At 45.5% G+C, this 23,459-nt stretch carries 17 protein-coding genes; 14 read left to right on the top strand and 3 right to left on the bottom strand.

The window, feature by feature from the left end; all coding sequences use genetic code 11:
* Nucleotides 1-20: 20 nt before the first annotated feature.
* The gene (locus A1OO_RS09005; protein WP_017002780.1) at nucleotides 21-683 is read left to right on the top strand and encodes a hypothetical protein; all 663 of its coding nucleotides are present in this window, start codon (nucleotides 21-23) and stop codon (nucleotides 681-683) included.
* Nucleotides 684-795: 112 nt separating this feature from the next.
* On the opposite strand, the gene pncB is transcribed toward A1OO_RS09005, so the two are convergent.
* Nucleotides 796-1,974, bottom strand: coding sequence for a nicotinate phosphoribosyltransferase (gene pncB, locus A1OO_RS09000; RefSeq protein ID WP_026023784.1), 1,179 nt, complete (start codon nucleotides 1,972-1,974; stop codon nucleotides 796-798).
* A gap of 306 nt (nucleotides 1,975-2,280) precedes the next feature.
* Here pncB and pepN point away from each other — a divergent pair, with 306 nt between their 5' ends.
* From pepN to rmf, 10 genes are all read left to right on the top strand, one after another.
* Nucleotides 2,281-4,890, top strand: coding sequence for an aminopeptidase N (gene pepN, locus A1OO_RS08995; protein ID WP_017002778.1), 2,610 nt, complete (start codon nucleotides 2,281-2,283; stop codon nucleotides 4,888-4,890).
* A 67-nt stretch (nucleotides 4,891-4,957) separates the two neighbouring features.
* Entirely contained in the window at nucleotides 4,958-5,185 is a 228-nt protein-coding gene (locus A1OO_RS08990) for a DUF2835 domain-containing protein (RefSeq protein ID WP_016962168.1), read from the top strand.
* 155 nt (nucleotides 5,186-5,340) lie between these two features.
* Complete coding sequence (locus tag A1OO_RS08985) at nucleotides 5,341-10,158, top strand: NAD-glutamate dehydrogenase (protein WP_017002777.1); 4,818 nt, start codon at nucleotides 5,341-5,343, stop codon at nucleotides 10,156-10,158.
* 58 nt (nucleotides 10,159-10,216) lie between these two features.
* Nucleotides 10,217-11,227, top strand: coding sequence for a quinone-dependent dihydroorotate dehydrogenase (pyrD, locus tag A1OO_RS08980; protein ID WP_017002776.1), 1,011 nt, complete (start codon nucleotides 10,217-10,219; stop codon nucleotides 11,225-11,227).
* A 138-nt stretch (nucleotides 11,228-11,365) separates the two neighbouring features.
* Complete coding sequence (locus A1OO_RS08975; protein ID WP_016962165.1) at nucleotides 11,366-11,914, top strand: cell division protein ZapC; 549 nt, start codon at nucleotides 11,366-11,368, stop codon at nucleotides 11,912-11,914.
* A 952-nt stretch (nucleotides 11,915-12,866) separates the two neighbouring features.
* Nucleotides 12,867-15,005 (top strand): bifunctional 23S rRNA (guanine(2069)-N(7))-methyltransferase RlmK/23S rRNA (guanine(2445)-N(2))-methyltransferase RlmL, encoded by a 2,139-nt coding sequence (rlmKL, locus tag A1OO_RS08970; protein WP_026023783.1) that lies wholly within the window; start codon nucleotides 12,867-12,869, stop codon nucleotides 15,003-15,005.
* Nucleotides 15,005-15,259, top strand: a complete 255-nt coding sequence (locus A1OO_RS08965; protein WP_017002774.1) for a glutaredoxin family protein — start codon at nucleotides 15,005-15,007, stop codon at nucleotides 15,257-15,259. The genes rlmKL and A1OO_RS08965 overlap by 1 nt, the downstream gene beginning before the upstream one ends.
* On the top strand, nucleotides 15,246-17,174 hold the full coding sequence (gene uup / locus A1OO_RS08960; RefSeq protein ID WP_017002773.1) for an ATP-binding cassette ATPase Uup: 1,929 nt from the start codon (nucleotides 15,246-15,248) through the stop codon (nucleotides 17,172-17,174). The genes A1OO_RS08965 and uup overlap by 14 nt, the downstream gene beginning before the upstream one ends.
* Nucleotides 17,175-17,176: 2 nt before the next feature.
* On the top strand, nucleotides 17,177-19,021 hold the full coding sequence (locus A1OO_RS08955; protein ID WP_017002772.1) for a DUF3466 family protein: 1,845 nt from the start codon (nucleotides 17,177-17,179) through the stop codon (nucleotides 19,019-19,021).
* A gap of 163 nt (nucleotides 19,022-19,184) precedes the next feature.
* Nucleotides 19,185-19,355: a ribosome modulation factor gene (gene rmf / locus A1OO_RS08950; RefSeq protein ID WP_016962160.1), complete on the top strand. Its 171-nt coding sequence runs from the start codon at nucleotides 19,185-19,187 to the stop codon at nucleotides 19,353-19,355.
* A gap of 259 nt (nucleotides 19,356-19,614) precedes the next feature.
* Here rmf and fabA read toward each other — a convergent pair whose 3' ends face one another.
* Nucleotides 19,615-20,133: a bifunctional 3-hydroxydecanoyl-ACP dehydratase/trans-2-decenoyl-ACP isomerase gene (gene fabA / locus A1OO_RS08945; protein ID WP_026023782.1), complete on the bottom strand. Its 519-nt coding sequence runs from the start codon at nucleotides 20,131-20,133 to the stop codon at nucleotides 19,615-19,617.
* A gap of 63 nt (nucleotides 20,134-20,196) precedes the next feature.
* Entirely contained in the window at nucleotides 20,197-21,870 is a 1,674-nt protein-coding gene (locus A1OO_RS08940; RefSeq protein ID WP_017002771.1) for an AAA family ATPase, read from the bottom strand.
* A gap of 248 nt (nucleotides 21,871-22,118) precedes the next feature.
* On the opposite strand from A1OO_RS08940, the gene matP reads away from it, so the two are divergent.
* From matP to A1OO_RS08925, 3 genes are read left to right on the top strand one after another with little or no spacing between them, the layout of a single operon-like run.
* The gene (gene matP / locus A1OO_RS08935) at nucleotides 22,119-22,568 is read left to right on the top strand and encodes a macrodomain Ter protein MatP (protein WP_016962157.1); all 450 of its coding nucleotides are present in this window, start codon (nucleotides 22,119-22,121) and stop codon (nucleotides 22,566-22,568) included.
* Nucleotides 22,569-22,577: 9 nt separating this feature from the next.
* The gene (locus A1OO_RS08930; RefSeq protein ID WP_017002770.1) at nucleotides 22,578-22,868 is read left to right on the top strand and encodes a DUF3634 family protein; all 291 of its coding nucleotides are present in this window, start codon (nucleotides 22,578-22,580) and stop codon (nucleotides 22,866-22,868) included.
* Nucleotides 22,868-23,272, top strand: coding sequence for a PPC domain-containing DNA-binding protein (locus A1OO_RS08925; RefSeq protein ID WP_017002769.1), 405 nt, complete (start codon nucleotides 22,868-22,870; stop codon nucleotides 23,270-23,272). Before A1OO_RS08930 ends, A1OO_RS08925 begins: the two co-directional genes overlap by 1 nt.
* Nucleotides 23,273-23,459: the final 187 nt, after the last annotated feature.

Below are 23,459 nucleotides of genomic sequence, written 5' to 3'. Positions count from 1 at the left end.
ATCAAGCGAAGGGGAAGCCAATGACAAAGTTCATCAGTCTATTTATTGTAATTTTCTCTGTATCATTGCCAATCAAAGCACAAGACCTCACTCAATTTGACTTCCCCTTGTTGATTGGCGATTGGTACTGGTTTAGTCCCGATCAGCAAGAAGGTACGGGAACGGATCCGGACGTAAAATACAAAGCGATTAATATCACATTCAGCTCAGACTACCAGTTCAATGTGAAGTTACTGAATAGCGATGGAACTGTTGAAGAAGCTAAAGGCTTTTACGATCTTGATGATTCTACGTTAGTGCTGAACGACGAATACGGTGATTCTCAACACCATGAATACCAACTTAATCACAATCAATTGATGCTAAAAGGTGCTCGGTTCACCAAAATTTTGCCACACAATTTGTCCGGCGCATGGTTTAGCGAAGTGATTAAAGGTAAAGATGTTGATGAGCAAGTCGAAAAGCTCGCACTGATGTTACGTCCTGATTTCTTGTTTTCAGTGAGAGTATCTGGAAAACAAGGGCAGCAAGTTACACATCGAGGCGTCTACTTTTTAGAGAATGACCATCTTGTTCTTATCTATCGAGGTGGTCAGCAAGATTCAGAATTTCAATTGGATTCAAATACGCTGACATTAACGAACACTGATTTTGGTATGGAAGCGATATTAAGACGTCAATGAGAGTAGAGCGGAATATCCATCAAAGTAAAGTACGGTGGTTGATGTGATTCAAGTGAAAAGAATGAAAAAGAAAGGGCGCTGTTCTCAGCGCCCTTTTTGCGAAAGAGAGGAATTAAATATTGAAGGCTTTTTTCAATGCGTTGAGATAATTGCTGTCTCGACAGATTGATTTTCCGGGCTCATCCGAAATTTTCGCAACAGGTTTACCATTGCAAGTGACAAGCTTAATGACAATGTTAAGTGTTTCTACTTCAGGTAAGTGACAAGTCAGCTGCGTACCGATCCCAAACGACGTATTAATACGGCCTGAGAAATGGTGATGGATATCGAGCGCTTTTTCTAGGGTCAGTCCATCAGAAAAAATCAGCGTTTTTTCCATCGGATTGATATCTAGACCTTGATAATGCGCGATCGCTTTCTCACCCCAAGTCATCGGGTCTCCACTGTCATGACGTAGTCCCGAAAACTGTTGACTCAAATACGGCGTGAAGTCTTTAAGAAAAGCGTCCATGTTAATGCAATCAGTGAGTGCGATGCCGAGTTTTGTCGGGTATTCCTGTAACCATCGGTTAAGTGCAATTTGTTGTGAATCGGCTAAATCGCCCGCCAGTTGTTGATGTGCCTGGAACCATTCATGGGCTTGCGTACCCACGGCGGGAATACCATGCTTTGCAGCCAACAAAAGGTTCGATGTCCCAGCAAAGTGGATCGAATGATGCACCAGATGATCCACGATGGCATGATGCACCGCTTTCGAAAAGCGGCGACGAGTACCAAAATCGACAAACTGAAACGCTTTGTCTGCATTGGAAAGGGCACTGTGCGCCGAGAGGGTGTTTAACTTATTATTGAGTAAATCAACAGCATGTTTGGCGTGTGTGTCTGGGTATTTTTCGTGACAACGTAACTCGCAAATTATAGCCAGTAATGGCACTTCCCATAGGATGATATCGAGCCATTTACCTTCGATACGAATAGCAAGTTGCTTGTCTTCAATCGACACGGTGACATGGTCCGCACTGAGTGAGAACGTTGAAAGAAATGTAAGATAATCAGATTGATAAAGCCCAAGAGTTGAAAGAAATGTCACATCACTCTCTGTAAAAGACAGATTCGCAAGTGATTGAATTTCAAATTCCAATCGAGTTTTTAATGAAACAAGACTTTCATCGCTACGGCAATGGAACTCAGCAGTGGCAACGACATCAGGGTAGTGATGAAAGATCGCCTGCTGCATATTTAGTTTGTAGGCATCCGTGTCTAATAATGACGAAATAATGGGTGTGTGCATGCCTGATTTTATACCTCGAATCGGGTGTTGGCTGAACGTTGGCAATTCTCGCCCAGTTGCGCCAGGCAGTTTTATTTAAGGGTGCAAATTTAACGTCAAACTAGGCAGTCTAGTCAACCTATAGATAATATGATCTCCATCTATTCTTCTAAACGTTAAAGTGCGTTTGGTTATTTGCTGCTCAGCCAAGCTATAGCAATACACTGGCTTAGTGAGTATCTTAGGTGAATACTCCGATTTTTTAACAGGCTGCTGGTGGAATTGACTAACAGCCTGTCAATCGTTATGCAATAAAAGGAATCTGACATGACGCAACAACCTCAGGCCAAGTACCGTAAAGATTACAAGGCTCCTGACTTTACGATAACTCATCTTGACTTGGATTTTGACCTTCAAGCTTCACACACACAAGTTATTGCTAAAAGCCGAGTGAAGCAGCAGGTTATTGGTTCAGATTCTATGTTTTTGGATGGTGATGGTCTGTCTCTAAAGCGTGTAGAGATAAACGGTGAAGCGTGGCCGCATTTTGAAGAAACGCCAGAAGGGCTAGTCCTAACGCAATTGCCAACAGAATTTGAACTCTTGATAGAGACACACATTGATCCCGCTGCAAACAGTTCATTGGAAGGTTTGTATTTATCCGATGGGGCATACTGCACACAATGTGAAGCAGAGGGCTTCCGTAGAATTACTTACTATCTTGACCGTCCTGACGTGCTGGCCAAGTTCACCACAAAAATTGCCGCAGATAAATCTGCCTTTCCATTTCTACTAAGTAACGGCAACAAAGTCGGCTCTGGAGAATTAGAGAGTGGTCGTCACTGGGTACAGTGGGAAGACCCGTATGCAAAGCCAAGTTACTTGTTTGCGCTGGTAGCGGGCGATTTTGATCGCCTTGCAGACAGTTTCACCACACGAAGTGGTCGCGATGTTGCCTTGGAGATTTTCGTCGACAAAGGCAACTTAGATCGTGCAACCCATGCAATGACATCACTGAAAAACTCGATGAAGTGGGATGAGGATCGTTTTGATCTTGAATACGATCTTGATATCTACATGATCGTTGCCGTTGATTTCTTCAACATGGGAGCAATGGAAAACAAAGGCTTAAATGTCTTTAACTCCAAGTATGTTCTCGCGAATTCAGACACCGCCACCGATACTGACTACCTTGGTATTGAAGCGGTGATAGGTCACGAATATTTCCACAACTGGACAGGCAACCGTGTGACCTGTCGTGATTGGTTCCAGTTAAGCCTTAAAGAAGGTCTGACGGTTTTCCGTGACCAAGAGTTCTCTTCAGATCTCGGTTCACGAGCAGTAAACCGTATTGGCAATGTGCGTACCATGCGCGGTCCTCAATTTGCAGAAGACCGCAGCCCAATGGCACACCCAATCCGCCCTGACAAAGTTATCGAAATGAATAACTTCTACACATTGACCGTGTATGAAAAGGGCAGTGAAGTGATCCGTATGATGCATACCCTTCTAGGAGAAGTGAAGTTTCAGAAAGGCATCAAGCTTTACTTTGAACGTCACGATGGCACCGCGGCCACTTGTGAAGACTTTGTCAAAGCAATGGAAGATGCATCTGGAATCGATTTGAAGCAATTCCGTCTTTGGTATAGCCAGTCTGGAACACCTGTGCTTGATGTAACCAGTGTTTATGATGATGAAAGCAACACGCTGACATTGCGTGTAAAACAACACACGCCATCGACTGCGGATCAGAAAGATAAGCAACCTCTGATGATCCCATTCGATGTAGAGCTATATGCTTCAGATGGTAACGTCATTGAGTTACAGTGTAACGGAGAAGTTGTCAGCAATGTCTTGCACGTTACTGAGTCTGAGCAGACCTTTGTCTTTGACAATGTAGGCGAACAACCCGTTATCTCAATGCTGCGTGAGTTCTCTGCGCCCGTCACACTTCGTTATGCCTACAGTGATGAAGAGCTCGCGTTTTTGATGGTGCATGCACGTAATGAATTTGCACGTTGGGATGCAGGTCAGATGCTTTTGGCAAAGCACATCAAAGCAAATGTCATTCGCGTGCAGGCTGGCGAAGCCGTTCACATTCCTGAAGAAGTCGTTGATGCATTCCGCGGTGTCTTGTTGAGTGATCAGCTTGATGCGGCACTGATTGCAGAAGTGATGCAGTTGCCGAGTGAAAATGAAATCGGTGGCTGGTTTGACGTTGTTGACGTCGATGCCATTAACGCAGTTCGTGGTGCCACTAAACAGCATTTTGCGAATGAGTTGGCGGATGAATTCAGCGCGATCTATCACTCTCTGAAGCAAATGGAATACAGCATTGCGCATGATGCGATAGGTCAACGCAGCCTGCGCAATATGTGTTTGGCTTATTTGGCACTGACTGAGCAAGGGGATGACATCGTTTCTGCGCATTACACCGACTCTAACAACATGACAGATACCGCCGCGGCATTGGCAGCAGCGAATCATGCAGAGCTGGCTAGCCGAGCGGCCTTGATGCAAGCATTTAGTGATAAATGGCAACATGATGGTCTGGTGATGGACAAATGGTTCATGCTGCAGGGGGGCAATCCAGCACAAGGTGCATTGGATAATGTGAAAGCGCAGATGTCTCATCCGGCGTTTAGCCTCAAAAACCCGAACCGCACCCGTTCATTGGTTGGTGCTTTCTGCAACAACAACCCGGTAAACTTCCATGCCAAAGATGGGGCGGGTTATGAGTTCCTGTCTGACATTTTGATTCAACTAAATGAATCCAACCCTCAGGTCGCGTCAAGGCTTATAGATCCTTTGCTGAAATTTAAGCGATTCGATCAAGATCGTCAGGCGCTAATGCGAGATCAACTAGAGCGATTGGCCTTGCTTGATAATCTCGCGAAAGATCTTTACGAGAAAATCAACAAAGCACTCGAAGTGTAAACACAACACTTGCGAAAACTGTTGGAATAAGTAATTTAAAGCCGTCTAAGAGGAGACGGCTTTTTTTATGAAATCGAATGTGTACTTATTTACCCTTGATATCTCTTATCACACCTTTCAGCAACATTATGCCGGCGTGGCATCAACGGTTGTCGTCAAAACAGACAATGGCTTAACACTGCAACTGCCTGCATCGCGCTTGCGTCCATATCTAAGCCAATTAGGCTTAAAAGGCCGTTTTAGGCTGGTTGTAGACGAGGCGAATCGTTTTAAATCCCTCGAACTAATAGTCTAAACCGTACGTCAATCACATATCCAAAAACTCAAATACAATTAACGTTATTTGATGTAACGAATTTATTAACTAAGTCGTAAACTACTCCATACGTCGCAAAGACTAATTAACTTCTATACTCATAGCGATTACATAAAAAATATATGGAGTAAACCATGACCGCGCGTGACCCTATTGTGCCGGTGTTGCTTGAGAAAGTTTATCATCTCATTGCTGAAAAACTGGACAAGAAACAACAACCACTCGTAGAAACTTTGGCAAAAAGGATTTTGGGTCCCATCTCAGATGATGATTTACAGGAAAGGAATGAATCCGACCTCTACGGTGCTGTTATCAGCTTGTGGCATCATCTAAATACGTTCGAACAAGACCAGATCTTTGTAAAGGTATTCAACCCTACATTGAGTGGAAATGGTTGGCAGTCAACACATACGATCGTTGAAATTGTCACGCCGGATGCGCCTTTCTTGGTTGATTCTGTTCGCATGGCGTTGAATCGTCTTGATATTGCTTCGCACCTCATGCTCAATGGGCCGTTGCATGTATTAAAAGACAGTGGTGGGCATGTTGTCGAGATTGGCGGAGAGAAGGGGGTTCGTCAAACCGTCTTCCATCTAGAAATCGACCGCATGACCAGCAAGAAAGAAATGGCAGCTTTGGAAGCCGAGGTAACGGAAACGCTAACCGACGTTGCGCTAATCGTTAATGATTGGCAACCAATGCAAGCCAAAATGCAGGAGTTGATTGCAGCGCTTAAGAAAGATAAGCCGCCGGTTGATAAAGAACGTAAAGATGAAGCGGTCGAGTTTCTCCAGTGGATTGGTTCCCACAATTTCACGTTCATGGGTTACAAGTATTATGAGCTGAATGCGATAGAAGGTGACCATGAACTCAAACAATCTGACGAACAAGGTTTAGGTCTGGCGAAGAAGTTAGATCTTAAACGACCCGGCGTAAAATTGTCTGCCATGCCTGAATCGGCACGCGCAACAGCATTGCGTAAAGAACTCCTTATTATCAATAAAGGCAGCAGTAAATCGCGTGTACACCGCCCAGCGTATATGGACTACATTGGCCTTAAGAGCTTTGATAAAAAAGGCAATGTTATTGGTGAGCACCGTTTTCATGGCCTTTATGCTTCTGCTGCATATAACCAAGCGACCAATGCGATCCCCGTACTGCGAAACAAAGTGCAACGGATCCTTGAGATCAGTGGTTACTACCAAGGATCGCATTCGTGGAAAGCGCTGGCTAATATCATTGAAAACTTCCCACGCGATGAATTATTCCAAGCGTCTGAAACTGAGATGCTGGATATCGGTATGGGTATCGTTCAGGTACAAGACCGCGATATGTTGCGCGTCTTTGTTCGACGAGACCCATTTGGACGCTTCTTTTCGTGCATGGTGTATGTGGCGCGTGAACGCTATAACACTGAGTTCCGTATCGCAGCACAGCGTATTATGAAGAACTATTTTGGCTCCGATCAGGAAGTGGAATTCAATACGTTTTTCTCTGAAAGTCCGTTGGCACGAACGCATTACATTGTGCGTGTTGAAAACAACAACTTTGACATTGATGTGAAGAAATTGGAGCAGAACCTGACTGAAGCCGCGTCTTCTTGGGATGATCGTCTACAAGAATCTGTCATTGCAAACTTTGGCGAGAACAGTGGTACGCCAATTGCAAAACGCTATCTTGGTGCTTTCCCTCGTTCATATAAAGAAGCCATGTTGCCGGGCTCAGCGGTGGCTGATATCGAGCGATTAGAAAACCTAAGCGAAGACAATAAGCTAGATATGCTTTTTTATCGGCCTCAGGAAGAGCCCGCCACGTCTCGCTCAGTCCGTCTCAAGTTGTTTCAGAAAGATGAGGCAATCCACCTTTCCGACGTAATGCCTATGCTCGAAAACTTGGGTTTACGCGTGATTGGTGAGTCACCTTACAAGGTACAGACAACGACGGGTGATGTGTTTTGGATCCTCGATTTCTCCATGCTTCACAGTGCCGGCAACGGGTTTGATCTGTCTGAAGCACGTGAACGTTTCCAAGAGGCTTTTGGTGCGATTTGGCATGGTAAGCTAGAAAGTGATGGCTTCAACCGTTTGGTGCTAAATGCGGGTCTTACTGGGCGTGAAGTGACTATTTTACGTTCTTATGCGCGTTATATGCGTCAAGTCGCGTTCCCGTTCAGTCAAGCTTATATTGAAGAGACATTGACCTCGCATGCAGATTTGGCGCAATGCTTGGTGACGTTATTTGATAAGCGTTTTGGTGGCTCAAAGAATAGTCAGAAAGACCAAACACGTATCATCAGTCAAATTGAAGGCGAGCTTGAAAAAGTAGAAAGCCTTGATGATGACCGTATTATTCGTCGATACATGGAAATGATCCTCGCAACGTTGCGCACGAACTATTTCCAAAAAGACAAAGAGACGGGTCAATTTAAAGACTATCTATCATTGAAACTTCAACCTTCTCAAATTCCGGAAATACCAAAACCCGTTCCTTTCTTTGAAATTTTCGTCTATTCGCCAGACGTTGAAGGTGTGCACCTTCGCGGTGGCAAAGTCGCACGTGGTGGCCTTCGTTGGTCAGACCGACAAGAAGATTTCCGAACCGAAGTCCTTGGATTGGTTAAAGCGCAACAGGTTAAGAATACGGTTATTGTTCCTGTGGGGGCGAAAGGCGGATTCGTTTGTAAGAAGCAGCACTCGCTAAGCGGCCGCGATGAAATTTTTGCGGAAGGTCAGCGTTGCTATCGTATATTCATTCGTGGTTTGCTCGATATCACGGATAACATCATTGAAGGCGAATTAACGCCACCAGTGAATGTGGTTCGTCATGATGAGGACGACCCGTATTTGGTTGTTGCTGCGGATAAAGGCACAGCGACTTTCTCAGATTTGGCCAACTCAGTATCAGAAGAATATAACTTCTGGTTAGGCGATGCATTTGCATCGGGTGGCTCAAACGGTTATGACCACAAAGCCATGGGTATTACGGCCAAAGGTGGTTGGGAATCGGTGAAGCGTCACTTCCGAGAAATTGGTATTGATTGCCAGGAAACGGATTTCACCTGTGTAGCTATTGGCGACATGGCGGGTGACGTATTCGGTAATGGCATGTTGTTATCGAAGCACATTCGATTAGTGGCTGCGTTTAACCACATGCATATCTTTATCGACCCGACCCCAGATTCAGCGAAAACATGGGTAGAGCGAGATCGTTTGTTCAAACTTCCTCGTTCAAGCTGGGAAGATTACAACACCAAGCTTATCTCTAAAGGCGGCGGTATATTCTCGCGTAAAGCGAAGTCTATTGAATTGACCCCTGAGATTCAGAAAATGCTCGGTGTGCGTAAACAGAGCATGGCACCAAATGAGTTGATCAAACAGATCTTAAAATCCAACGTGGATCTTCTCTGGAATGGCGGTATCGGTACGTATGTGAAAGCCGAGTCTGAGACGCATACTGATGTTGGCGATCGCGCTAACGACGGTCTTCGTCTAAACGGTAGCGAGCTTGGCGCCAAGATTATTGGTGAGGGTGGTAACCTAGGTATGACCCAGCTTGGTCGCATCGAATTCGCTATGAATGGTGGTCTGGTCAATACGGACTTCATTGATAACGTCGGTGGCGTGGATTGTTCAGACAATGAAGTGAACATTAAGATCTTACTCAATGGCTTGGTAGCGGCAGGGGATCTCACCTACAAGCAGCGCAACGAGTTGCTTGAGCGCATGGAAGATGAAGTCGGTGACATTGTTCTGGATGATGCTTACTGTCAAAGCGAGTCTATTTCTGTCACCAATAATCAGAAAGCCGCTCTGTTGAAAGAACAAATTCGCTTTATCCATTATTTGGAAAAAGAGGGCAAACTGGATCGTCAGCTAGAATATTTGCCAGACGATGAAACCCTTGCAGAGCGTCAACTGCATGGCAAAGGGCTGACAAGGCCCGAAATTGCTGTGCTGGTGGCATACGGCAAGATGGTACTCAAAGAGCAGTTAGTGGTAGAGCAAATTACCCAAGATCCGCACTTTGGAAAACTTCTGCCACAATATTTCCCACAAGAGTTACAGCGTAACTATCGCGAGGCAATGGAAACACACCCATTGCGTGCTGAAATCATTGCGACTTCCTTGGCAAATCAAATGTCCAACGTCATGGGCTTCAATTTTGTCACGCGAATGCAAGATGAAACCGGGGCGAGCGTTGGAGACATTGCGTCGGCCTACGCCATTGTGAATGAAGTGTTTGATTTTGATAAAACCTTCGAAGACATTCGCGCTTTAGATAACGTAATTCCTGCACAAATTCAGTACGCAGTCATGTTTCGCTGTCGTCGTATGCTTCGTCGTGCATCTCGTTGGATTCTTCGTAATCCGATGAAAGCGAAAGGCATTGAGGAGCAAGTCGCGTTCTACAAACCCGCAGTGAAGAATCTGGCTGATAATCTTGAAACCTATTTGGTTCCGGCTGAAATAGAGGAGCATGAAGAACAGGCGAGTGAATTCATTGTTCTAGGTGTACCAAAAGAAATTGCAAATAAAGTCGTGCGTTTAAGTAGTTTGTTCGCAGGTCTCGACCTGGCACAGGTGTCAGAGCAGATGAACAAGCCTTACGATGTGGTCGCACGTTTGTACTTTGTACTGGGTGACACACTTTCTCTGCACTGGTTCCTCAAGCAAATTACCAACCAACCCGTGGAAAACCATTGGCAAGCGTTGGCTCGTGCTTCTTTCCGTGAAGATCTGGATTGGCAGCAACGCTTATTGACGGCACATATCCTTGAAGGCATGAATAAAGGAGAGTCAGCGGAGTTGGGTTTAGAGTCCTGGATGGTTGAACATGCAGTGAGTCTCGGGCGCTGGGAAAGCATTGTGGCCGAGTTTAAAGTGGGCACAGTGCATGAATTTGCTAAATTCTCCGTTGCATTGCGGGAACTTACACTTTTAAATTTGAATTAAGCTAACAAAGTGTTGATAATACAGCCCCGTTTATTCGGGGCTTTTTTTTGGAGGTTACATGATGTACCGCCTCGCCAGATCGGCAATCTTTCAGCTAGACCCAGAGCATGCACATGATCTGGCAATCAAGAATCTTTCTCGCTTCACTGGCACTCCTCTTGATGTATTTTATCGTCAAAATCTTCCTCCTCGTCCCGTTCAAGTCATGGGATTGCATTTCAAAAACCCAGTAGGCCTTGCAGCTGGCTTGGATAAAAACGGCGAATGCATTGATGCATTTGGTGCAATGGGTTTCGGCTCTATCGAAGTAGGGACGGTCACACCGCGCCCACAAGATGGTAACGACAAACCACGTCTGTTCCGTGTTATTCCTGCGGAAGGTATTATCAACCGCATGGGTTTCAACAACCACGGTGTGGATGCGCTGGTGGAGAATGTTAAGAAGGCCAAGTATGACGGCGTGATTGGCATCAACATAGGAAAGAACAAAGACACACCATTGGAAAATGGCAAAGATGATTACCTAATCTGCATGGACAAAGTTTATGACCATGCAGGGTATATAGCGGTTAACATTTCTTCGCCAAATACACCTGGATTACGATCACTGCAATACGGTGACGCACTGGACGATTTGCTTTCTGCATTGAAAGTGCGCCAGAACGAACTTGCGAAAAGTCGCGGTAAATATGTTCCAGTTGCTTTGAAGATTGCACCTGATATGACCGAAGATGAACTGGTGCAAGTGGCCGATGCGCTAGTGCGTTATAACATTGATGGTGTTATTGCAACTAACACAACCTTGGATCGTTCTTTGGTCGAAGGTATGCCTCATGCACATGAGGCGGGTGGGTTGAGCGGTCGTCCAGTTCAAAACAAAAGCACGGAAGTGATTCGCCGTCTTCATCAGGAGCTTAATGGTAAACTACCGATTATCGGTGTAGGTGGCGTTGACTCAGTGATGGCGGCAAAAGAGAAAATGATGGCAGGCGCTGAGCTTGTTCAAGTTTACTCTGGCTTTATCTACCACGGTCCGCGTTTGGTTAAAGATATCGTACGAAATATTTAACCAAAAAAATTAAGAATGCGCAGTAAAGGGGGAGGATGACTTCCCCTTTTTTTTTATCTCAAGCCGATTACACTTCCCCAAAGCACAATTTATTCAGTGGTCACGGACCGATTCTCTGCAAGCGCAGGAGCGAGCACGATGTTGAAACCTAATAACGCATGGAAGTGGTACTTCGATAAAGAAGCACAAGCATTGATGCTGGATTTAGGTGAAGACATGGTTTTCCAAGTGGCCATAGAATGCAAACAGCTCATCCCCGATGCGTTTGCTGAAACCCCATTTTCAGTTGATGACGCATCACTATTCCAAGCGTATTTTGATGCAGTAGATGCGCTTTCTCTATCAGGCCCTCGCAAGGCCGAACTCGTTTTGAACGCAGTGGCAGCAAATCGCTTCCATAAACCGCTACTACCAAAAAGCTGGTTTTTCCAAGAACAAGAAGGGTACTCAGCCGCAGAAGCTGGCTCGCTTGTGACATTGAAAACTGAGCACGGCAGTGAATCCTTTTTAGTGATTGAAAACGCAGGCATCGCTTCATTGTGTATGCATGCAGGCGAGTCACCATTGGCGCTGACCGACACAAAACAAATGCGGTTCTGTGAAGCTATAAAAGTAATGAATGATCGGTTATCAATATACCAACAGCAATACGATAACGGCAGTGGTCATTATGCGTTAGTAGGCTGATAGAACCGTTCTATCAGCCTCTTTTCTTTCCATTCTTAAATCCTCAATCATCCATCAAGCATTCTAACTTCTACCTGTAACAGGCTAAATTGCCACTGAACACGTAAAATCCCCGATATAAAGACTGATCACATATCCTTTGAGCTTGTATCTCGCGCTGGCGCCTCTATGGCGTATCGACCAGGGGTGAGTTGGCCCTGCTCGCATTGAATCAATACAAGCCATACAGAACTGCTCTGTCTGAATAGCCTTATCCCAGGCTTTGATTCACCTGCTTTTATCTATCAATGAAAAAGAAGGGCTGTCTCATTTATATGCAATTGTGAGAAAGTCTCTTTAAATCAACGAGAATCCTCCCACCAATAAAAGTGATCTATCTCACGCAATTTGCATCAATACAATGTTTATCCGCTTTCAATTATCGCTATAAATTGGCGAAAACAGGTCTATTTTAGAAACGATAATAACTAAATTTCCCCATTTATCGAAAGGTAAGCCATTGATTCATCACAGTGGTATATACCAGATTTGGTGTGAATAGTAACTTTCTTGTTAGGAATGAATGGGGCGTTAAGACTATTTTTGATGCTACATATTCATTAATGTTGTGGATAAGTGTGTGCTTACTATTTGTACATATATAGATTAACAATCTGGCTTGAGGCTGGGTTGTGATCCCCATCCAGAACGATTAAGCATATTGTGATATTGGTTTCTTGTGGGAAACAGTTTTCTTCGTTGTGGATAACGCGAAAGTGAGGGGAAGATGAGGCGTTGAGTGTAATAAAAGCCTTCTTTTGAAATAGCGCTTTTAGATAAGTAATAGGTATAGCTTGGCGCTACAAGACCTTGCTCTTTGGCTAAATTGAATGGAAAAGAAATGGCTGCCAATAGAGCGCTACGTCACGAAATCAGGTATAATCGCGCGCAAAATCCCTCAGAATACATTTCCATGAATCAATATTTAGCTATTACCTCTCGCGGTCTCGAAAACCTGCTTGCAGAAGAACTCGAACAACTCGGCGCAAGCAGCGTTAAAGCGGTTAATGCCGGCGTACGTTTCCTTGCCGATGAGAAAACCCTTTACAAGTGCTGTTTATGGAGCCGCACAGCATCACGATTTATTCTTGTACTCAGCGAATTTGCCGTACGTGATGACATGGACCTGTATCTGGGTGCAACTGCCATTAACTGGCCAGAATACTTTAGCGAGAAAAAGCGAATTGCTGTTGATTTCAACGGTACTAACCGTGAAATTCGCAACAGTCAGTACGGTGCGCTGAAAGTTAAAGATGCCATCGTAGACCGCTTTATTAAGGCGGATCGTGAGCGTCCAAGCATTGACCGTGAGCAACCTGACCTTCGTATTCACATGCGCTTGTCTCGTGAAGATGGCCTGCTGGGTATCGACATGGTAGGTAGTGGCTTGCACCAGCGTGGTTACCGTACCGAAGCAGGTATGGCTCCTTTGCGTGAAACCAATGCCGCGGCATTGGTGATGAAAAGCGGTTGGACATCAGAGCAACCCTTGCTTGACCCTATGTGTGGTTCAGGCACGTTACTGATTGAAGCAGCAATGATGGCAGCGCAAGTTGCGCCAGGATTGAAACGTAAACGTTGGGGCTTTGAATCACTGAAATCTTTCAACCGCGAAGAGTGGATGGAAGTGCATGCGGAAGTTACCGTTAAGTCCAAGAAAGGCCCTGCAAGGTGCGAAACGCGCTTCTTTGGTTTTGATAACGACCGTCGTGTGCTTGAAACGGCAAAAGCGAATGCGAACCGCGCAGGTGTTGGTAGCCTTATTCAGTTTGAAGAAGCAGACGCAAGTACACTGCAAAACCCAGAAGGGTTTGGCACGGGTCACATCATTTGTAACCCGCCATATGGCGAGCGTCTTGGTACTACTCCGGGTCTTATTGCGCTGTACACCCAGTTGGGCGTGCAGCTTAAAACGCAATTCAAAGGTTCCGTCGCACACATCTACTCTGGTTCTAACGAACTCCTGAGCTGCATTCGCATGCGTGCAGAGAGCACCTATAACCTGCGTAACGGTGCACTTGATTGTGAAATGAAGACGTACCAGATCACTGCCCGTGGTGAGGTGACAACGTCACCAGATGGCCAAGTGCAAGTGCAAATGCCGGATGTTGCCCCAGAGTTTTCTAACCGTTTACGCAAGAACCTCAAGAAACTCGAGAAGTGGGCGAAACAGCAGGGCGTTGAATGTTATCGCTTGTACGACGCTGACTTACCCGATTACAACGTGGCGATTGACCGTTATAACGACAACATCGTTATTCAAGAATACGCGCCGCCTAAAACAATCCCGGAAGAGACTGCCCGTCGTCGTTTGATGGACACTGTGCGTGCGACTATTGCCGTGACTGGTGTTAACGCAAACAACGTCATCTTGAAAACCCGAGAGAAGCAAAAAGGCACTAACCAGTATCAGAAGCTGGGTGAAGCCAAGCGTTTTATGAAGGTTCACGAATACAACGTGACGCTGGAAGTTAATCTTCAAGACTACCTTGATACAGGTTTGTTCCTAGACCACCGTAACACCCGCAAGATGTTGGGTGATAAAGCGAAAGGTAAAGACTTCCTCAATTTGTTTGCTTACACCGGTACAGCAACGGTTCATGCCGCTGTGGGTGGCGCGAAGTCAACAACCACCGTAGATATGTCTAAAACCTATCTCGCGTGGGCTGAACGCAACATGGAATTGAATCGTAAAGCGGGGAATCAGCATCAATACATTCATGCGGACTGCCTAAAGTGGCTTGAGTCAGAACAAGGTCAATACGATCTTATTTTCATCGATCCTCCAACGTTCTCTAACTCAAAACGTATGGAAGATAACTTTGATGTGCAACGTGACCACATCAAACTGATGGCTGATCTGAAACGTCTACTTCGAACTGACGGCGAGATTGTGTTCTCTAACAACAAACGTAACTTCAAGATGGATCTCGAAGCGCTCGGCGAACTGGGTTTGTCAGCACAAAACATTACTCATCGTTCTATTCCATTGGATTTTGAACGTAACAAGCAGATCCACAACTGTTGGATTATTACCCACAAGGAAGGTTAATGGCCTTAATCCTCTACAGCACGGAAGGGTGTCACCTTTGTGAAGAGGCAATGGCTTTATATCAAGCAGCGGATAACACCGCTGCTTTGAACGTTATAGACATTGCATTTGATGACACGCTGTACTCTCGTTACGGCGTCACTATTCCTGTTATCTCACTTCAAACGAAAGACGGCTCAGTCATTGAAGAACTGAGCTGGCCTTTTGATTCTTTCGCTCTAACAACATGGTTAGTTAAACATGGCATTGATTAACATCACCAACGCTCAGCTCGCTTACGGCGATAATCCTTTACTCGACCACGCAGAATTTGCGTTGCAGCCCAATGAACGGGTTTGTCTTGTCGGCCGAAACGGCGCGGGTAAATCGACTCTAATGAAAGTCATCCATGGCACAGTGCAGCTTGATGACGGCAGTATTAACCGCCAGCAAGATTTGAAAGTGTCACGTTTAGAGCAAGATCCTCCGCGTGATTCCGAAGGCACTGTGGTTGACTATGTGTCTGAAGGTTTAGCAGAAGCAGGGGCGCTCCTTAAGCAGTACCACGAATTGCTCGGGTTGATGGAAACGGATCCTAGCGAGAAGAACATCAACCGATTGGCAAGGGTTCAAGATCAGCTAGACCATTCTGGCGCATGGCATTTTGAAAACCAACTGACCATGGTGCTTGATGCACTTAAATTGGATGGTTCTAAGAAGTTGTCCGAATTGTCTGGTGGTTGGCAGCGTAAAGCCGCTTTAGCGCGTGCACTGGTGTGTGAGCCTGATGTATTACTTCTAGATGAGCCAACGAACCATTTGGACGTGGCGACGATTTTGTGGCTGGAAAACTTCCTTAAAGATTTCAAAGGCGCGATCATCTTCATCTCGCACGACCGTGCATTTATTCGTTCTATGGCAACACGCATCGTTGACCTCGACCGCGGTCAATTGAGCTCATGGCCTGGCGATTACGAAAAATACCTTGATGCCAAAGAAGAAGCGCTTCGTGTCGAAGCTGATCAAAACGCTGAGTTCGACAAAAAACTCGCGCAAGAAGAAACCTGGATTCGCCAGGGGATCAAAGCGCGTCGTACGCGTAACGAAGGCCGTGTACGTGCCCTCAAGCAACTTCGTCGCGAACGATCTGAGCGTGTCGAAGTGTTGGGTAATGCCAATATACTGGTTGATGAAGCGGTTAAGTCAGGAAAAATCGTTTTCGAAGCGAAAGACATTAGCTTTAAGTTTGATGGAAAGAACTTAATCGAAGACTTTAGCTTTAATGTGATGCGTGGAGACCGTATTGCATTGATTGGGCCTAACGGCTGTGGCAAAAGTACGTTGCTGAAGTTGATGTTGGGAAATCTGGAATCCGAAACTGGCAAGTTCCATGTCGGCACTAAGCTCGAAGTGGCTTATTTTGACCAATACCGAGAGAAGCTCGATCCAGAGAAAACCGTGGTCGATAACCTTGCGGCAGGCAAGATGGAAGTCGAAGTGGGTGGGCGTAAGCGACATGTGCTTGGCTACCTGCAAGATTTCTTGTTCCACCCACGTCGTGCACGAACACCAGTAAAAGCCTTATCTGGTGGTGAGAAGAACCGCCTTCTACTCGCGCGTATCTTCCTTAAGCCTTGTAATTTATTGGTTCTCGATGAACCAACCAACGATTTGGATATCGAAACGTTGGAACTTTTGGAAGAATTGCTTGCCAACTATCAGGGTACTTTGCTGTTAGTGAGCCATGATCGTCAGTTTGTCGATAACACCGTGACTCATAGCTGGGTGTTTGAAGGTGAGGGTGTTATTCACAAATTCGTCGGTGGTTATCACGATGCGATGCAGCAACGCGATAATTATCGTCAGACGATTGGTGCAGATAAACCTCAAGAGAAACAAAAGAAACAGGAAGCTTCACAAGAAGAAGCGCCTATAAAACAAGCTGAAAACAATAAGCCAGGCAAAAAACTGTCTTATAAGTTGCAAAGAGAGCTAGAAGCGCTTCCACAGCTTCTTGAAAACTTAGAGAATGAAATCTCGCAGTTACAGGAATCGGTGAACGATCCTGCGTTCTTCCAGAAAAGCGCCGAAGAAACACAGCCTGTCTTGCAGCGTCTGGGCGATGTGGAAGCTGAGTTAGAAACAGCGTTTGAACGATGGGAAGAACTCGAAGAGATGCAGAAGGAATAGTAATGCAGTTCAACAAATTTAAACTTTCAGCTGTCGCGCTTGCGATGGCTGGTTTTCCAATGATCGCGAATGCGGCGTTGTACTCTGTCACCAAAATAGACACTCCATCAGAATCCAACTCTGCCACTGCTACCGCGATTTCGCCTAATGGCGATAAAGTTGCGGTTGAGGTGTTAAGTGGCCCTGTGGGACTTAACTACTCTCAAGAGCTGCCTTACATGGTAGACGTAGAGCATTTCATTAATAGCTATAATGACTTGGATAGTTACTGTTTTAACTACCTTGGCTACAACACCTGCGATACGTGGGCGAATGAGCGATGGTATGGCATTAAAGCATCTAGTGAAGTGTGTGATAGTGAAGACTATGATGCCAATATTTGTACTGGCGGCTTGAACAAAGAAATTGATGCTTGGCATGCAGGTTATACCAGCAATAGTGTCGCTACTTTAGATGGCTCTCAGGTTAATCCGTTTGGTTCAGGTGTTTCCGGTACAACGCTGACAAACCCAAATACGGATTCTACCAATGTTGTCGTTAATGCGGTGACTGATTCTGGGGAGGCGATGGGGGCTTCCAGCAGTCCTTATTTCGACGAAGGTAGCTATAACGCTCGTGCATTTGTTCGTCGAGGCTTTTCAGGAAGCACAGAACTTCTTCCTCCATCAAGCGCAACAGGTGTTATTCCACAAATCGGTCAAACCAATGCCAATGGCTCAATAGATGCTAACGGCACGACGATTGTGTTTGGTTCGGCCTCAACGCATAACATGGCAGAACCAAACAATAGCAACAAGGCTCCAGAGGATTCTGGGCTTTCCGATTTAAATAGCTGCTCAAGCTCTGTTGACTATAGCAACCGTGCTTGTCAGTACTATCAGTTTGCTAATCAGGCATCTGTTTGGTTGCTCGGCGCGACTGATGCCAATAATGCACGAGTTATTGCTGGCTTCCCGAATGGTGCAACTGGCAATACAGACGATACCGCTCAGGCAAGTGTTCGTGCTGCAGCGCTTGTAGGGGCGGACACTGCGCCGACAATGGTTGGTTTTAGCACTTATGATGATAGTGACTTCTATGCTCGTGCCGTGAAGTTTACGCCAACCGCCGATTTTGATGCGTGTTTTGCGACACTAAAACTAGATTCATCCGCTGGCACTTGCTGGGGTATGTCGCTTATTCCTGGCATAGAAATCCGCCAAAATGGCGATATTATCTATAGTTACACCGAAGCCAACGACATTAATGCAAACAATGTCGTTGTAGGTGTGGCTAAGAACTACAGGCTGAATAACGGTGCATACGCAGAAAATGTGTTTGTTAATGAAGGCACATCAACGACACTTTTAACCACTGCTCAAAGTTCATTGTTCTTTAATGGCTACAACGCGACTGCGGCGGCGATTAACGACAATAATGAGCTGGTGGGTAAGGTCGATATTGAATCCTCCCGTGATCGCGCTCGACGCCAGCGTGGCTATGTATATCTGCATGGCTCTGCGCCAAATTTGGCCGATTTCGACAATACGCGCGGTTGGTTGTTGGATGATCTGACCAATGGTGCAACGGGAGCTAATGCTTACCGTATCGCTGAAGCTTATGATATTGCAGTAAATGGTGATATTGCAGCGTCTGCTTTCTATTGTGCTGGTGGCTATAGTTCAACAGCCCATGACGCAAAATGTGATGGCGAAGAAGCGCTGGTGGCCGTGAAACTGACACGTGAAAGCGGTGATATTACCCCTCGTCCTTACGAAACAAATACGATCACTCGCAGCGGTGGTAGTTTTGGTGTGCTAGGCCTTGCTCTTCTTGGTCTAGGTGGACTGTTGAGACGTAGAAAGTAATGTTCATTTTTGGCTCGTCCTCACAAATATTTGTCGGATGAGCCAGTCGATGCTTGATTATTTATTAACCTTGAATGAATCTTAAATGGTGCGGTTCATTAACAGTGACCCTGTTAAGCCGCATCGCAAAGATACATTTGTCGAAGGATAAGAGGGCGGAAATATGAAAAGACAGAAGCGAGATCGTTTAGAGCGAGCACAAGCTAAAGGCTATCAAGCCGGCGTAAGCGGTCGATCCTCTGAAACATGTCCTTATCAAGCCACGGACGCACGCAGCCAATGGCTAGGCGGTTGGCGTGATGGTCGAGATACTAAAGCGACGTCAATGAAATAATCTCTTTCTTGCAATCCATCCAAATAAGCCCCGAATTCGGGGCTTTTTCTTATCCGTTTAATGCACTATAACTAATGGGTTTTAAATTATTGTTCAATACAGGATTGGAGGTGTCGATATCTCTACTTAAGTCTGTGGGTGGAAACCGTGTGGGTGAAGCTGATTCGCACCAGAACGGACAAACGCGAGAAGAGAGGGATCTGCAGCACTAAACAAAAAAACCGCCACAGGGGCGGTTTAATGAAAGATTGGCGCATGTTTAGAATGAAGAGGTATCTTGAAATAAACCTACTTTCAAATCTTTCGCCGCGTAGATTTCTTTGCCATCTACCAGTACACGGCCATCAGCAACGCCCATTACCAATTTACGGTTAATGACACGCTTCATCTGAATTTCATACGTCACTTTTTTCGCAGTAGGGAGGATTTGACCAGTGAATTTCACTTCGCCTACACCCAGAGCTCGGCCTTTACCTTCGCCACCCATCCAGCCAAGGAAGAAACCAACCAGCTGCCACATTGCATCCAAGCCCAAACAACCAGGCATTACTGGGTCACCAGGGAAGTGGCAATCAAAAAACCAAAGGTCAGGTGTGATGTCGAGTTCAGCAACAATAAAACCTTTACCGAAATCACCACCTTCATCGGTGATGTTTGCAATTCGGTCCATCATCAGCATGTTTGGAGCTGGCAACTGAGGACGGCCAGGGCCAAAAAGCTCGCCCTGACTTGAGGCAATTAGGTCGTCGCGATCATATGAGTGACGTTTCATTAGTATTGTACTGCTCCTGCAAAAAGATGTCATTATTCTAGCGTACACGTGTACGCTAGACAACTCTGATCAGTGTCGGCTGAACATGTTTTTAAGCTTATTTATTAGTGATGTGTGACGATGCTCACCATGGTGGAAGAGTTCGATTCGCAGCGCGATTTTATCGAGCAGTGTTTCGGTTTCTTCATCGTCCTCTTCGCCACTAAATGGCACACCGGTGATCAATGGGAATGCTTCTTCAACATTTTCAACGGCCCAGATGTTGAACTTACCATCACGAATGGCTTCGGTGACGTCCTTACTAAGGCAGAGTGCATTGAGGTTTGTCATTGGCAAAATGACACCTTGAGAGCCGGATAAGCCGCGATGCTCACAGATGTGGTAGAAGCCTTCAATTTTCTCATTGATACCGCCAACTGCTTGTACACGACCGAATTGGTCGACAGCGCCCGTGATGGCAATGCTCTGGTTGATCGGCTGTTGAGACAGAGCGCTCACAAAGGCGCATAGTTCAGCCAACGATGCGCTGTCACCGTCCACTTCACAGTAAGACTGCTCGAATACGATAGAGGCGGAGTAAGGCAATGGCTCGTCCAAATCCAGTGCAGCACTCACGAAAGCTTGCATGATCATCATGCCTTTCGCGTGGATATTGCCACCCAGTTCTGCTTTGCGTTCTACGTCAGCAATGTCACCGTCACCGAAATGCACGACACAAGAGATACGTGCCGGTTCGCCATACGCCATTGGATGTCCAGGCATCTCAACCACGGTCAGGCCGTTTACCTGCCCAATATGTTCGCCTTCAGTATCAATAAATACTTGGCCTTTGTGAATGTCATCAACGGCACGAAGTGGCAGATAAGACTCACGGAAGTATTTGGCTGAAATCGCCGCATCTAAGTCTTCATCAGTGATGACGTCTGTCAGTGATTGATAATCAGCTTCACGCAAAATAGTTTGAACCCACAACGGGCAAAGGGGCATGCGCTCTTGGTCTTCAGCGTGACGTGCACCAGCCTGCATAAAGCGTTTGATTGCACCTGTGGTCAGAGGTTTTACGCCGAATTGCTGCTGGAAGCCTTTAACCACAGCAAGGTAGGTATCAATGTTTTCTTCTGAAAGATGTATGTCTTGCTCGTATTCACAATAACTCGCAATACCGTGTAGCTCTGGTTCGCCACTTGCGAAGTCTGCCATTAATCCACGATCACCAATAACGATGACACTGACAGAGATGGTTTCAGGATGTGGCAATTCGCAATAGGTATCTCGCTTGGCGCTTTTCCAATGCAACGTTTTTGTCGCAATGACGTTTTTCAATCGATTCCAAATATTGGCCTGACTGATAATGCCGGTTAGCGAAATAATCAGCACGCCACCATTCGCTTTATGGAGTAAACCTTCCATTTTTTGTGACGTTGTCACGCTGTCGTTGTTAGGATAAACTGCACCAAATAACTGAGTTTCATCAAAGTTTTCAGCAATAACAACAGGCATGTCCGGTTTGGGAAGGTGGTCAACCACCATCTTCTCCGTTAGCGTAAAGTAGTCATGAACATCGGCCGCGGTGACCAGCAAAAGGCGAGGGAAGTGCGACTCATGGACAAGCCGTTGAATGCTGTTTTTCAGTCGAGGTTGCAGAGCACTGGGCGCAACGGCGTCTATCGAAGCGTAATTTTCAATGTGCTGCTCTACGTGAGAGAACTGGGGAACAACGGACTGCCAGGTAACTTCTTGCATACGTCTGGGTTTCTGCCTTTGGAGATTTAGATATATCCATTATAAAGGAATAAGACCCTGCAAAGTAGCGAAGATAACCGCTTGTCATGATTCGAGAAAATAATTAAAAATAAAGGCTCACTTTGTGAGCGAAGCGACGAAAATATCAATAAGATATAACAGGTAAAATTTGATTAAAAAGTAATCTACTGTTACGCTGTAACTGTAATTTCACATCACTTTAGCTCTCACAATAAAAAATTAATAATATGAAATATCAACAACTTGAAAATCTCGAAGCCGGATGGAAATGGAGTTATCTGGTTAAGAAGCACAAAGAGGGCTTCAATGTATCCCGCTATGTCGATACCAGCGAGATAGATGTATCGATTAAATCTCTTCTGGCACTTGAACACGAACCCACTCGAGTGATCGAATGGATTGGTGAGCATATGTCACCGGCGCTCGATATTAAGCTCAAGCAAGCCATTCGCGCTAAGCGGAAACGTCACTTTAATGCAGAACAAGAGCACACGCGCAAGAAGTCTATTGACCTCGATTTTCGTGTGTGGGAAAAACTGTCTGTGAAAGCGCAAGAACTCGATGCCACATTGTCAGATACGATAGAGTATTTGATTGGTGAAGCTAATCGTTCGCAAAACGCCAACAAGAAAGTTGATGCGTTGAAGAAAGATTTGAATAGTTTGTTAGATTTGTAAGGTGAATTCATGGAGTACTTTCTGGCGGGGAGTTTTATCGCGCTGTTTGTGTTTATCGCCATTGACCGTCCCATTCTTCTCATCAAATTCAAAGACGGTGAGATCATAAAGACACGAGGTAAAATCCCTCACGGACTCTTGCACGACTGCGCAGAGATTGCCAAGCGCAATCCGATTACCGGAACAGTGGAAGTTTATCGTAATCGATTTAAACCCGTTAAATTGGTCATATCGAAAAGTATCGATAACAAAGCGCAGCAACGAATTCGCAACGTCTTCCCTTATAAGTCTTTCAAATAATGCATGCCGTTACACCTCAAGCCTTTCGTTTAACGCGAGGGGCTGACCTCAAACTGTCAATTCTCGACGCCATTAAATATCATAATATTCCAGCAGGGTGTGTAGCCTCCGTTGTGGGGTGTTTATCGCGACTTGTGATCAGAACTGCAGACGGAAAATCCACTATCGACATTCATGAAGATGTTGAAATTATCTCAGTGTCAGGCACGCTTACGCCCGATCATGTGCATCTTCATATTGCTGTCGCAAATAAGCAGGGCGAAATGGTAGGCGGGCATTTAATGGAAGGCAGTATCGTCAGCCACACTGCCGAAGTATGTTTGTTCTCGTTTCCGAATATGTCTTTTACACGTGAGTTTGACGGCGGGACTGGGTACACCGAGTTAGTCGTAGGCAAACAGTAGACGATATAATAAAGGTAAAGCAGACAATGATTTATTAATGACATTGTGAATAGTTATGTGCCATGGTTAGAAAATCTTCGGGTAAAAGACAAGGTGGCATGCATAGAACGCTAGTTTCAGTGACTAAACGTCGTTGAGATAGTATCTAATATTGCATACTTTCAAGGTGTTAATGCCTACTCGGGTT

Source organism: Enterovibrio norvegicus FF-33 (genome assembly GCF_000286835.2).
Taxonomy (GTDB): Bacteria; Pseudomonadota; Gammaproteobacteria; order Enterobacterales; family Vibrionaceae; genus Enterovibrio; species Enterovibrio norvegicus_A.
Note: the sequence above shows the minus strand (reverse complement) of the source record. Positions and strands in the feature narration are given on the sequence as shown.